The sequence below is a fragment of the Bordetella genomosp. 9 genome, from assembly GCF_002119725.1.
In the GTDB taxonomy this organism is placed as follows: domain Bacteria; phylum Pseudomonadota; class Gammaproteobacteria; order Burkholderiales; family Burkholderiaceae_B; genus Bordetella_C.
Window position 1 is genome coordinate 25657 of record NZ_CP021109.1, and the last position, 12581, is coordinate 38237.

At 67.2% G+C, this 12581-nt stretch carries 8 protein-coding genes; 3 read left to right on the forward strand and 5 right to left on the reverse strand.

Features of this window, described 5'->3' with window-relative positions; all coding sequences use genetic code 11:
- Positions 1 to 27 precede the first annotated feature (27 nt).
- Positions 28 to 501 carry an Lrp/AsnC family transcriptional regulator gene (locus CAL13_RS00140; RefSeq protein ID WP_086055698.1) on the reverse strand — a complete coding sequence of 158 codons (474 nt, stop codon included), beginning with the start codon at positions 499 to 501 and terminating at the stop codon, positions 28 to 30.
- Between the two features lie 94 nt (positions 502 to 595).
- Here CAL13_RS00140 and ilvB point away from each other — a divergent pair, with 94 nt between their 5' ends.
- Positions 596 to 2413: a biosynthetic-type acetolactate synthase large subunit gene (ilvB, locus tag CAL13_RS00145; protein WP_086071154.1), complete on the forward strand. Its 1818-nt coding sequence runs from the start codon at positions 596 to 598 to the stop codon at positions 2411 to 2413.
- Between the two features lie 91 nt (positions 2414 to 2504).
- Here the strand turns inward: ilvB and CAL13_RS00150 are convergent, their stop codons facing one another.
- Entirely contained in the window at positions 2505 to 3938 is a 1434-nt protein-coding gene (locus CAL13_RS00150) for an aldehyde dehydrogenase family protein (protein WP_086071155.1), read from the reverse strand.
- A gap of 327 nt (positions 3939 to 4265) precedes the next feature.
- Positions 4266 to 6944: a DNA topoisomerase III gene (locus tag CAL13_RS00155; RefSeq protein ID WP_086071156.1), complete on the reverse strand. Its 2679-nt coding sequence runs from the start codon at positions 6942 to 6944 to the stop codon at positions 4266 to 4268.
- A gap of 61 nt (positions 6945 to 7005) precedes the next feature.
- On the opposite strand from CAL13_RS00155, the gene CAL13_RS00160 reads away from it, so the two are divergent.
- Complete coding sequence (locus tag CAL13_RS00160) at positions 7006 to 9639, forward strand: GDYXXLXY domain-containing protein (RefSeq protein ID WP_086071157.1); 2634 nt, start codon at positions 7006 to 7008, stop codon at positions 9637 to 9639.
- On the opposite strand, the gene gluQRS is transcribed toward CAL13_RS00160, so the two are convergent.
- Together gluQRS and CAL13_RS00170 are read right to left on the reverse strand one after the other, a co-directional pair.
- Complete coding sequence (gluQRS, locus tag CAL13_RS00165) at positions 9627 to 10520, reverse strand: tRNA glutamyl-Q(34) synthetase GluQRS (protein ID WP_086071158.1); 894 nt, start codon at positions 10518 to 10520, stop codon at positions 9627 to 9629. The two genes, CAL13_RS00160 and gluQRS, sit on opposite strands and share 13 nt — an antisense overlap.
- A 184-nt stretch (positions 10521 to 10704) precedes the next feature.
- A complete protein-coding gene (locus tag CAL13_RS00170) occupies positions 10705 to 11166 on the reverse strand; it encodes a DUF494 family protein (protein ID WP_066652533.1) in 462 nt (153 codons plus the stop codon).
- Positions 11167 to 11527: 361 nt separating this feature from the next.
- Here CAL13_RS00170 and CAL13_RS00175 point away from each other — a divergent pair, with 361 nt between their 5' ends.
- Positions 11528 to 12541, forward strand: a complete 1014-nt coding sequence (locus tag CAL13_RS00175; protein ID WP_332459905.1) for a DSD1 family PLP-dependent enzyme — start codon at positions 11528 to 11530, stop codon at positions 12539 to 12541.
- Positions 12542 to 12581 lie beyond the last annotated feature (40 nt).

A 12581-nucleotide genomic window follows, 5' to 3' on the forward strand; every position in this document is an offset into this window, starting at 1 on the left:
GGCGCGATCGGGCGGAATGACCGCCGATTATATCGGTGCAGGCGTATTGAGCGGCAGCATGGATTCCTTCAGCCGCCGCAGCACGAAGCTGGACTTGCTGTGGCGTATGCCGGGAATACGGTAAAGCTGTTCGCGCAGCAGGCGCTCGTAGTCGCGCGTGTCCCGCACGGCGATGCGGATGTAGTAGTCGTAATCGCCCGACACCAGAAAGGCCTCCAGCACTTCGGGAATCTGCGCGAGCGCGCGGCCGAATTCGTACAGCGTTTCCTCGCTGTGGCTTTCGAGCGTGACGTGGACGATCACGGTGTCCATGAAGCCAAGCGCCGCCGGATCAATGTTGACCGTATACCCGCGGATCACCCCGGCGTTTTCCATACGCTTGATGCGGTTCCAGCATGGCGTCGAGGACAGCCCCACGGCGGCGCCGATGTCGTTCAGGCTGGCGCGCGCATTGTCCTGGAGCACGCGCAAGATGGCCAAGTCGAATTTGTCCAGACGCATTTTCTTCAGTTACCGTGTTTTGAAGATGAATTTCCTGCATCTTCGCACAGTTCCAAGAAAATCAGGGTAAATATTCCGCGGAATCCATCCTAAGATGGTTTCCATGAATGACCGTCTCCCCACACAGGCCTTTACCGGCGCCGACGCCTGCGGCGCGCCCGCCCTGCTCAACGGCGCGCGAATTCTCCTGGACACTTTGATTGCGAATGGCGTGGACACGGTGTTCGGCTACCCCGGGGGAGCGGTGCTCCCGCTTTACGACGCGCTGTATGCGGAGCCGCGGCTGCGCCATGTGCTGGTTAGGCACGAACAGGCGGCCGTGCATGCGGCCGAGGGCTACGCCCGGACGACGGGCAAGACCGGCGTGGTCTTCGTCACATCCGGTCCCGGCATGGCGAACACCACCTCGGGTCTGCTGGACGCCATGTGCGATTCCATCCCGGTGCTGTGCATCAGCGGGCAGGTGGCGACCGGCGCCATCGGCACCGACGCCTTCCAGGAATGCGACGCCATCGGCATTTCGCGTTCGGTGACCAAGTGGAATACGCAAATCCGGACGGTGGACGCCGTGGCCGATACGGCCGCGCGTGCGCTGACCCTGACCCGGCAGGGCCGCCCGGGCCCCGTATTGGTCGACTTTCCAAAGGACGTGCAGCTGGCGCTGCCGGCCGACGTGGACGAAACGCTGCCGGCCGGCGAACGCGTCGGCGTGGCGGCGTTGCGTGCACGGCGGCAGGCCGCCAAGGCGGCGCTGAAGGTGCCGCAAAGCGCCGTCCGGCGCGCCGCGGACCTGATCGCGCAGGCCCGCCGCCCGGTGTTCTACGGCGGCGGCGGATTGATCAATGCGGGGCCGCAGGCCTGCGCCGCGTTCACGGACCTGGTGCGGCATGTGGATGCGCCCTGCACCCTTACATTGATGGGCTTGGGCGCCTTTCCCGCATCGGATCCGCGCTTTCTGGGCATGCTGGGCATGCATGGCACGCTCGAAGCCAACCTGGCGATGCACCATGCCGACCTCATCGTTTGCGTGGGCGCGCGTTTCGACGACCGCATCACCGGGCGTCTCGCCGACTTCTGTCCCCACGCCCGCAAGATCCATATCGACATCGACCCGGCCTCCATCAACAAGGTGGTGCGCGTTGACGTTGCGATGGTCGGCGATTGCCTGCCGCTGGTGGGCGCGCTGCGCGAGGCGCTGGCGGACCGCGCGCCGCCGCCGGAACAGCTGCAGGCCTGGTGGCATCGCATCGAGCGCTGGCGCGCCAAGGATTGCCTGGCGGTGCCTGAGCGGGACGACGCCATCCTGCCGCAGCATTTGATGCAGCGTCTCAACGCCGCCCTGCAGGGCCGCGACGCCATCGTGTCGACAGATGTGGGGCAGCACCAGATGTGGGCCGCGCAGTATTTGCGATTCGAACGGCCGAATCGCTGGCTGACGTCCGGCGGCGCGGGCACCATGGGCTACGGCCTGCCTGCGGCGATCGGCGCGCGCATCGCGCATCCGGACCGGACAGTGGTGTGCGTCAGCGGCGATGCCTCCGTGTTGATGAACATCCAGGAGCTGTCCACCGCCGTGCAGCACGACGCGGACGTCAAGGTCGTGCTGTGCAACAACGGCTATATGGGCATGGTGCGGCAATGGCAGGAGTTGATTCACGGGGGCCGCTACAGCCACAGCTATAACGCATCTCTGCCCGATTTCGTGGCGGTGGCCAAAGCGTTCGGATGGGGCGCTGCGCGGGTCTCCGATCCCGCGCAGCTGGATGATGCCTTGCGGCTATGCCTGGAAAGCCGCGGCCCGTACTTCCTGGACGTGTGCGTGGCGGAACAGGAAAACTGCTATCCCATGATGCCCGCGGGATACGGCCACCATCGAATGATGCTGGCTGGCGGGGTCTGGTATGAGGAATGAGGGAATCCGCAGACGGGCAGCGCGGCGAGGTGCGCGGAGCGGTGCGGGCCTGAGGGGCCCGGCACCGGAGCGTCGGCGTGCGTAGCCGCGCTTAGTCGTGCTTGATCGATATGGTCTTCAGGACGGTGAAGCCGTACAGGGCTTCGAAGCCTTTTTCGCGGCCGTGGCCGCTGGCCTTGACGCCGCCGAAGGGCAGTTCGATGCCGCCGCCGGCGCCGTAGTTGTTGATGAAGACCTGGCCGGCCCTGACCTTGCGCGCCATGCGCAGCTGGCGTCCGCCGTCGCGTGTCCAGACGCTGGCAACCAGGCCGTAGTCCGTGGCGTTGGCGATGCGAACCGCGTCCGCCTCGTCGTCGAAGGGGATGGCCGCCAATACCGGTCCGAACACTTCATCGCGGGCCAGGCGGTGGTCGATGGGCACGTCGCGCAGCAGGGTCGGGACCTGGTAGAAGCCCGTCGACGGCGCGCCGTCGGCAAGCGAGCCTTGCGCGACGGTGGGAATGCCGTCGTCGCGGGCCTGCTTCAGGAAATCCGCGACGCGCGCCTGCTGGGTCTTGCGGATCAGCGGTCCGCAGTCCAGGTCCATGTGTGCGGGTCCCGCGCGCAGGGCGGCGAAGGCCCGGCCGACTTTGTCCAGCACCTCGTCGTATGCGCTGCGCTGCACCAGCAGGCGGCTGCCGGCGGAGCAGGTCTGGCCGGCGTTCTGCACGATGGCGTTGACCACCACGGGCAGCATGGCGTCGAAGTCCGCGTCCGCGAAGACGATTTGCGGCGATTTGCCGCCCAGTTCCGTGGTAACCGGCGTATGGTTGGCGGCGGCGGTCTGCGTGACCAGAATGCCGATGGCAGGCGAGCCGGTAAAGGAAATATGGTCGATGCCCGGATGGCGGGCGAGCGCGTCGCCCGCCTCATGCCCGTAACCGGTCACCACATTGATGGCGCCCGGCGGAAAGCCCGTTTCCGCCGCGAGTTCGGCTATGCGAAGGACCGACAGGCACGCGTCTTCCGCCGGTTTGACGACGCAGGCATTGCCCGCGGCCAGCGCGCCGCCGACGCTGCGGCCGAAGATCTGCAAAGGATAGTTCCACGGCACGATGTGGCCGGTCACGCCGTGCGGCTCGCGCAGCGTCAGCACGGTGTAGCCGTTCTGATACGGCAGCGTTTCGCCATGCAGCTTGTCGGCCGCGCCGCCGTAGAACTCGAAGTAGCGTGCGATGGCCGTGACGTCGGCGCGCGCCTGCCTGGTGGGCTTGCCGCAATCGCGCGATTCGATGGCGACCAGTTCGTCGAAGTGGTCCAGCACCCGTTGCGAAAGCTTCAGCAGCAGGCGCCCCCGTTCGGCGGCCGTGAGTGCGCCCCAAGCGCCCTCGAAGGCCTTGCGCGCCGCCTGCACGCCGCGCTCGATATCCGCAGCGTTGCCGCGCGGGATGGCGTCGTATTCCTCGCCCGTGGATGGATCGATGACCGGGATGTACTCGCCGGACGAAGGCGTGACGGGACGATTGTCGATGAAGTGCTGCTGCATGCTTGGGCCTCTCGATGTCTCCCCCAGGCGACGCCGCCGGATAGGCGGCCTGCCGGGTGTCATGCGGCCGTGGCGGGCGCGGCCGTCGGTCTTGGAAGGGATGCGCGCGATGACCGCGCGCCGCGCCGCGCGCCGCCGCGGCGTTGCACAGTCTACGCCCGCACGCGCCATGCGGCCAGCATCGGCCGGCGCGCCGGCCGATGGCGGGTCGTCCAAAAGAGGGAGAGAGGCGCGGGCCGCGGACGCGGCCCGGCAAGCATGCGGCGGCTAGTCGCGCTGACCGCCCCGACCGCCCGCCACGCCACGCATGTGACGGACGTTCACGCTTCAGGCCGCCGTCTTGACGGCGGTTTTCCTGGCAGCGGTTTTTTTCGCCGGCGCCTTCTTGGCTGCTGTTTTCTTCACCGCGGGCGTACGGGCGGCCGTTTTGGCGGCGCCTGCCTCGGCGCCGCCCGCGTCTGCGGTCTTGGCGGCGCGCTTGGTTGCGGTCTTTGCGGCCGTTTTCGCCGCGGTCTTCGCCGCCGTTTTCGCGCCCGCGCGTCCGGCCGGTTTTTCACCGCGCGGTTCGAACTCGAAGCCGATCTTGCCGTCCGGCTGTCGCACCAGATACGCCTTGAATTTGCGATTGGTGCGACTGGACACAAAGCCATCCAGCAAATCGGTGCGGCCGTCGTTCAGCAGCTTTTCCATCTGCGCGCGCGAGATTTCCTGCTGCAGGATGACCTTGCCCGAGCGGAAATCGCAGGTCCTGTCGGGCCCGACGGCTTTCTCGCAGACGTAGCTCATGCCGTGCTCGAAGACGCGCGAGCTGCATTTGGGGCAAGGCCCCACCGGCGTATGGCCGGAAAAATCGACCGGCTCGTTGTCCTCTTCGTTGCTCTGGCCGAAGTCGAACTCCAGCTTGTATTCGTCGGTGATGCGCAGGATCGCCGCGAAGGGGCGCCCCATCTTGCTGATGAAGCCCTGCAGGGGGCCGATCTCGCGCCTGGCAAGCAGTTCCTCCACTTCGGGCAGTTCGAAGGTGCGACCGCCGGGATGCTTGCTGATCGAGAAATCGCAGTTGGTGCACGCGAAGCGCCGGTAGTTTTCCTTGACGACGCCGCCGCACTTCGGGCAAGGCGTCTGCAGCGTCGCGTAGTCCCCAGGCACCGTATCGCGCTCGTATTCCTTGGCGCGCTTGACGATGACCTGCGTCATTTGCGCGATCTCGCGCATGAAGGCGTCGCGGGCCAGACCGCCCTGTTCGATTTGCTTGAGCTTGTGTTCCCATTCGCCCGTCAGCTCGGGCGACGTCAGTTCGGCCACATCCAGACCCGAAAGGAGCGTCATCAGCTGCCGGGCCTTGGCCGTGGGAACCAGGTCGCGGCCCTCGCGGCGCAGATAGCCTTCGTTCAACAGGCCTTCGATGATCGCTGCGCGCGTGGCCGGCGTCCCCAGACCGCGCTCGGACATTGCTTCGCGCAGCTCCTCGTCTTCCACCAGCTTGCCCGCGCCTTCCATCGCGGACAGCAGCGTGGCTTCGTTGTAGCGGGGCGGCGGCTTGGTGGCCAAGCCGACGGCTTCGACCTCTTCCGTGCGCACCTTTTCGCCTTCGGCCACGGGCACCAGGTTGGCATCCTCGCCCTGCGCTTCCTTGCCGTACACGGCCAGCCAGCCGGGCGCCACCAGCACCTTGCCGTCGGTGCGGAAGCGATGTCCTTGCACGTCCGTCATGCGCGTGGTGACGCGATATTCTGCCGGCGGAAAGAACACGGCAAGGAATCGCTTCAGCACCAGATCGTAGAGCTTGGCTTCGGCCTCGCTGAGGTCGCGCGGCACCTGCAGGGTGGGAATGATGGCGAAGTGATCCGACACCTTCTTGTTATCGAAGATGCGGCGGTTCGGCTTCACCCAGTTTTGCGCTACGACCTGCGCTGCATGACGCGCGGAAGCGGCCGCCGGACCGGCCTGTGCGTCGGCCAGCGTACGCATGGTGTCGCGCACCGTGTTGATGTAGTCCTCCGGCAAGTAGCGCGAGTCCGTCCGCGGATACGTCAGCGCCTTGTGCCGTTCGTACAAACTTTGCGCAAGCGCCAGGGTCGTCTTGGCGGAAAAGCCGAAGCGGCCGTTCGCTTCGCGCTGCAAGGACGTCAGGTCGTAAAGCGCGGGAGACAGTTGCGTGGAGGGCTTGGATTCCTCGGTGACCGTGCCGGCCTGGCCGCGGCATGCGGCCACCACGCTTTGCGCGGCCGCCAGCGACCACAGGCGGGACTCGCGTTTCTCCGGATCGCGCTCGTCCTTCTTGAAGTCCGGGTCGATCCAGCGGCCTTCATACAGGCCCGCCGCGGCGACGAACGTGGCCCGCACTTCCCAATAGTCGCGCGGCACGAAGGCGCGGATGCGGTTTTCGCGTTCGTGCACGATCGCCAGCGTGGGGGTTTGCACGCGGCCAACCGGCGTCTTGAAAAAGCCGCCGTCCTTGCTGTTGAAGGCCGTCATGGCGCGCGTGCCGTTGATGCCCACCAGCCAGTCCGCTTCGGCGCGCGAACGCGCCGCCGCTTCCAGGGGCTTCATGACGCTGTCATCCCGCAGGTTTTCGAACGCTTCGCGTATCGCGGCCTGCGTCATCGATTGCAGCCACAGGCGCTTGATCGGCTTGTTTACACCCGCATACTGGATGATGTAACGAAAGATCAGTTCGCCTTCGCGCCCCGCGTCACAGGCATTGATGATGCTGTCCACGTCCTTGCGCTTGGCGAGGCGCACCAGCAGCTTCAGTCGTTCGCTCGAACGCTTGTCGGTCGGATCCAGTTCGAATTTGGGCGGGATGACGGGCAGGTGGGCGAAGCTCCATTTGCCTTTGACGGGATCGTTCGGTGCGACGAGGCTCAGCAGGTGACCGATGCTCGACGCCAGGACGTAACGTTCGCTTTCAAAGTATTCGCCTTCACGCGCGAAGCCTCCCAAGGCGCGTGATATATCCAGGGCGACCGAGGGCTTCTCGGCAATAATCAACGTTTTGCTCATGTGTGTCCAATGGCGGCGGCCCGCCGCAATAGCGCGGATGATAAGAGCGGAGATTCGCCACATGCAAGTCGATACCCACTCGCCGGCAGGATCGGAATTGCACGCTTGGCGCGCGTTTCTGGCGCGCGCGACACTGGCGTTGGGATTGCTGTTGCTTGCCAGCGCGGCGGTCTGCGGGGTGGCGGCGAACTGGGACGCCATGACGAAAATGCAGCGGCTGGCGGGTGCGCAAGTCGTGCTGGCCGCAAGCGCCGTGCTGGCGGCGTGGCTCTATGTCAGGCCGGCGCGCAGCAGCGTCGCGGCGCATGGCCGCGCCTGCGTGGTCGGGCTTGCAGGCGTGCTGCTCGGGGCCTTGCTGGCGCTGGTCGGACAAACCTATCAGACCGGCGCGGACACCTGGGAGCTTTTCGCGCTGTGGGCGGCCTTGATGCTGCCATGGGCCATCGCGGCCCGCAGCCAGGGCGTGTGGCTTTTCTGGATCGTGCTGGCCAACGTTGCGCTGGGGCTGCTGCTGGGCGAACGCGTGCTGTCGTGGTGGGTTGTGTTCGATGGCCCCGGCTTCGCGAGCCTGGTCGTGAGCGCCGCGAACCTGTTGTTGCTGGCGGTGTGGGAGCTCTGCGCCCGGCACTGGCGGGCCGGCACCGGTGTCGGCCCGCGCGTGCTGGTGCTGATCGCCATGGGCGTGCTGGTCCTGGCGCTGATGTTCGGAGATTCGGTGGTCCAAGGGCTGGGCACCTACACCGGCCTGGCATGGGTTGGCGCAACCCTGGCGCTCGCCTATTTCTATATACGCATCCGGCGCGATCTGGCGATCCTGGCCCTGCTTGCGGCCGGCGTGGTGTGCGTGTCGCTGCGGGTGCTGGGCGAATGGCTGTTCCGGATCGAACCGGGCGTCTGGGTTGCCCTGCCCTTGGCGGCCCTGCTCATGGGCGAGGCAGTGGTGGCGGCGCGCTGGCTGCGGCGGCTGGCGGCGGGTCCGGCCATCGCCGCCGATGCCGAGCCGGCGGTGGCGTCGGCCGGCGGCGCAGTGGAGCCGGAGGTGCCCGCCGTCGTGCAGCTTGGCCCGCGCACGGTACGCCGCACGGCGACCCCCTGGTACGTGCAGGCGCTGCTCGGTTTGAGCGCGTGGCTGGCGACCCTCCTTCTGCTGACCTTTCTGCTGGCGTCGGGGCTGGTGCAGACGCCGGCCGGCGCGCTGGTGATCGGCCTTGCGCTGTGCGCCGTCGGCGTGGCGATCGTGCGCAATGCGCCTCAGTTGTTCTGGCGGCAGTGCGCCATCGCGCTCGCATTCGCCGGCCAGATCCTGGTGACGGCGGGCCTGTCCCAGTCGGAATCCGTAACCGGCTCGGCGCTGCTTCTGCTGGCGCTTTCCACCGCCGTGTATGTGCTGGGACCGGACGCCATCCTGCGTTTCCTGAGCGGGCTGATGATGGCCCTGGCCGTTTTCATATTGGCGGCTTTCACCGCCGGCAGCCAGGCGCTGTATCAACAGATGCTTTCCTGGATGAGCTTCGACGTGCTGCGCGGGTTGACCTTGTGGCTTCCCGCGTGCGTATGCGCCGCCTGGCTTTCCGCGCTCGCCTTTCTTGCCCGCGAGCGCATGCCGGCAGCGCGCCGGGATGTCTTGCAGCCGTTGGCCTGGGCCCTGTCCCTGGCGGCCCAATTGGGCGCGCTGCAGGCGGCGGGGGTGGCGGTGTGGGAGTTGCCGGCGCTGTGGGGTTTGCATCCCCCGGCGGCCGGGTTCCTGGTGCTGGCGGCCTTGCTCCCGTTGGCGGTGTCCATCGTGCTGCTGCGGCGCCAGGCGCACGCCTTGCCCGCCCGGATGCGGATTGCCGTGCCGGCGGGATTGCTGCTGCTGGGCGCGTGCTGGATGCCCGGTCCGGGCATCGCCTTTGCCATGACGTGGGTTCTGCTGGGTTTCGGTCTCGGCCGGCCGCGGTTGCGCCGCTGGGGGCAGGCGGCATTGATCGTTTATCTGGTCCTGTATTACTACCAGCTCGATGTCCCGCTTCTGGAAAAGGCCGCGTGGCTGGCGTGCGCCGGCGTGCTGCTCCTGATCATGCGCGTGCTGGCCTGGCGTCTGGGCCGGCCGGCGAGCGGCGAGTCGCAGCCGGCGTCAAATGCCGCGTCCCGGGGGCTATCGCAGCAGCCCGCTGCATCGGACGCCGTCCGGCCGCGGCGGCCGGTATGGGCCGCCGTCATGCTCGGGGGGCTGGTATTGGCGCTCGCGGTTGTCAACGCCGGCATCTGGCAGCGGGAGCAGCTGCTTTCCAACGGAACGATCGTGCGCCTCGCATTGGCGCCGGCCGATCCACGATCCCTGATGCAGGGAGACTACATGGCGCTGCGTTTCGCGGCGGCGCGTGAGATCGGCCAGTTGCAAGAGGCCGACGCCGCGCAGCAGAACCGCTGGGGCGGTCCGTCCACCGACGGCTATCTGGTGCTGCGACCGGACGCCAGAGGCGTCGCCCAGCCCCTGCGCGTCCAGCCCGAGCCCTTGCCGCATGGCGGGGACGAGGTCGTGTTGCGCTATCGCGTGCGTGCCGGGGGCGTGCGGCTGGGGACGAACGCCTACTTCTTCCCCGAAGGTGAGGCGCGGCGCTACGCCGCCGCCCGTTACGGTGAGTTCCGGGTGGGCGACGATGGCACCGCGCTGCTCGTCCGCTTGCTTGGCCCCGATTTTCAGCCTTTGTAGCGCCGGGCCCATTGCCGCGTGGCTTCGGCCAGGAACCCCTGCGGCGTCCGGGCCTCGATGGGCGCGAAGCCGAGGGCGCGCCATGCCTGTCCCAGCGTCTCCAGCGGGCGCGACAGGTCCAGCGCCGGCGCGTGATTCTGCTTGGACAGCTTCAGTCCGGTCGCCGGGTCCAGCACCAGCGGCACGTGCATGACCCGCGGCGGCGTCGCGCCCAGCAGCCTGGCCAACACGCGCTGGCGCGCGGTAGAGCTGAGCAGGTCGGCGCCCCGCACCACATCCGTGACGCCTTGCGCGGCGTCATCGACGACCACGGCAAGCTGGTACGCCCACATGCCGTCGGCCCGCTTCAGAACAAAATCCCCGACGGCCCGCGCCACGTCCTGCTGCTGCGAGCCGAACCAGCGGTCCGTAAAGCGCTCGATGCCTTCCGGCACGCGCAGCCGCCACGCGCGCGCATGGCGTCCGGGGGGAAGACCGTTGCGGCAAGTGCCGACATAGGGGCGTTCGCCATCCAGCAGAACCTGCTGCGTGCCGCGCGCGGCCTCCATCGCCGCATGGTTTTCTATGATTTCGCGTCGCGTGCAGGCGCAGCCATATACCAGCCCGCGCGCCAGGAGCGTGTCGAATGCCTGGCGATAGACCGCATCCCGCGCCGATTGCCAAAGGACTTCGCCGTCCCATTGCAGGCCCAAGGTGCGCAACTGCTTCATGATGACGCGGTCGGCGCCCGGCACGGTGCGCGGCGCATCGATGTCCTCGATGCGCAGCAGCCATGTGCCTGCGTGGGCGCGGGCGTCCAGATAGCTCGCCAGGGCGGCAACGAGCGAGCCCGCGTGCAGCGGGCCGCTGGGGCTGGGGGCGAAGCGGCCGATGTAGTTCATGAAAGCAACCAGAAACGCCTGTCTCGATGCGAGAGCAAGAATCGCGACACCGCAGACCGTGGAAACCCCGCTGACAAAGCAAAGCCGGCCCTTGCAGGGCCGGCTGGGTATCGCGGCGTCTTGCGCCTGTCGTGTCGAAGAACCTGCGCGCGCAGCAGGTCGCGCGCGAAAGGTCTTCGGGACGTCAGTGCAGGCAGCGGACGTCGCCGTCGTCGTCCAGCAGCTCTTCCAGGACCAGGTTGTCGATATCGGCCTCCTGGCTCCACAGCACCATGAGGGCCGTGATCTTCAGCTTGGACAGGGGAACGGGGGATTCCGGCGCGGCCAGGGCGCGATCGATAACGATCTCGCGCAAAGGCGCGGGCAGCACGCCGGCGGTCTCCAGGAAGGTAATGAAGCCGATCGCTTCGCTGCCGAGCTGGCGGTACTCGCTGTCGGTGTAGATGCGCGTGCCCGTGGCGGGTTGCTGCGCAAGGTCCACGCAGCGTTCGGTGGTTTCCGCCAGGCCGTAAAGCCAGCCCAGCGCATCATCGATGTCTTCGTGCTCGAAGCCCGCGGCGGCCAGACGTTTCGCCAGTACATCCGCCGCAGGACAGGCTTGCGGCGTGTAGTAATTTTCAAAAAGATAGACGAGGATATCGAACATAGGGCGCAAACGTTTGTGCCTGTTTGCCCAGTCGGCCCGCTCATCGGCAAACCAGCAAACATGAATTCACTTTACGCTTATTCAGATTCCGGGGCAACCGCTCAGCCGTAGCTGTTACGCGACGCCGGCGCGCGGCCTCCGAAGCCTCGCTTTTAGCCGATCGTCAGAAATGTTGCGCGGTGGTCGTGCAGCCCCTTCGTCCGGAGGACCGCTTTTGGACAACACGGAAATCGATGTAACCGGCCAGGGACTTCCAGCGCCGGAACTGCCGCCACCCGCGCGCGTGGGCGACCCCCTGGACCGCGTCGACACCCCGTGTCTGGTGCTGGACCTGGACGCCTTCGATCACAACCTGCGCATCATGCAGGACTGGGCGGATCGCTGGAACGTCCATCTGCGTCCGCATGCCAAGGCGCACAAATGCCCCGAGGTGGCGTTGCGCCAGGCCGCCATCGGGGCCCGCGGCATCTGCGTGCAGAAGGTCAGCGAGGCTTTGCCGTTCGTGGCGGCCGGCGTGCGCGACATACATATCAGTAATGAGGTGGTGGGCGCGTCCAAGGTAGAGCTGCTCGCATCGCTGGCGCGGCAGGCCAGACTCAGCGTTTGCGTGGATCATGCGGACAATGTGGCCGATCTGTCGCGCGCGGCGGCCCGTCAAGGCTCGCGCATCGACGTGGTGGTGGAGCTGGACGTCGGCCAAGCCCGGTGTGGCGTGTCGTCGCCGATCGCTGCGCTGGAACTGGCGCGCCGCATCGAAAGCCTGCCCGGACTGCGCTTCGCCGGGCTGCAGGCTTATCACGGTTCGCTTCAGCATCGGCGCGGTCACGCGGAGCGCGCGGCGGCGAGCCGCGAGGCGGCCGTCCGCGCTCGTGAATGCGCCCACGTGCTGGCCAGGCACGACTACCATTGCGCGATCATCACGGGATCGGGCACGGGCACGGCGGAGTTCGATGCCCCCGGTGGCATCTATACGGAATTGCAGCCGGGCAGCTATGCCTTCATGGACGGCGACTACGGCGACAACGAATGGGCGGGGGAACTGCGCTTTCGGAACAGCCTGTTCCTGCTCAGCACGGTCATGAGCGTACCGTGCGCAGACCGCGTGGTCCTGGATGCCGGTCTGAAGTCAACGACGATCGAATGCGGCCTGCCGCGATTGCATGAGCGCCCCGGCCTGAGCTACGTCGCGGCCAACGACGAACATGGGATCGTGCGTGTGGCGGCCGGGGCGGCGGCGCCGGCGCTGGGCGCGAAGGTGCTGCTGGTGCCTTCTCACTGCGACCCCACCTTCAATCTGCACGATACCTTGGTCGCGGTGCGGGCCGGCGTGGTTGAGGGACTCTGGCCCATTGCGGCGCGCGGGCTCAGCCGTTGACCGGTTCCGGTTTCCTGCCGCGCGCCAACGGGTGATAAAT

Excerpts from the sequence above, each read along its gene's own strand:
- CAL13_RS00140 (WP_086055698.1), bottom strand. The coding sequence starts at position 501 with ATGCGTCTGGACAAATTCGACTTGGCCATCTTGCGCGTGCTCCAGGAC.
- gluQRS (WP_086071158.1), bottom strand. The coding sequence starts at position 10,520 with ATGAACTACATCGGCCGCTTCGCCCCCAGCCCCAGCGGCCCGCTGCAC.
- CAL13_RS00150 (WP_086071155.1), bottom strand. The coding sequence starts at position 3,938 with ATGCAGCAGCACTTCATCGACAATCGTCCCGTCACGCCTTCGTCCGGC.
- CAL13_RS00175 (WP_332459905.1), top strand. The coding sequence starts at position 11,528 with ATGCAGGACTGGGCGGATCGCTGGAACGTCCATCTGCGTCCGCATGCC.
- CAL13_RS00160 (WP_086071157.1), top strand. The coding sequence starts at position 7,006 with ATGCAAGTCGATACCCACTCGCCGGCAGGATCGGAATTGCACGCTTGG.
- CAL13_RS00155 (WP_086071156.1), bottom strand. The coding sequence starts at position 6,944 with ATGAGCAAAACGTTGATTATTGCCGAGAAGCCCTCGGTCGCCCTGGAT.
- CAL13_RS00170 (WP_066652533.1), bottom strand. The coding sequence starts at position 11,166 with ATGTTCGATATCCTCGTCTATCTTTTTGAAAATTACTACACGCCGCAA.
- ilvB (WP_086071154.1), top strand. The coding sequence starts at position 596 with ATGGTTTCCATGAATGACCGTCTCCCCACACAGGCCTTTACCGGCGCC.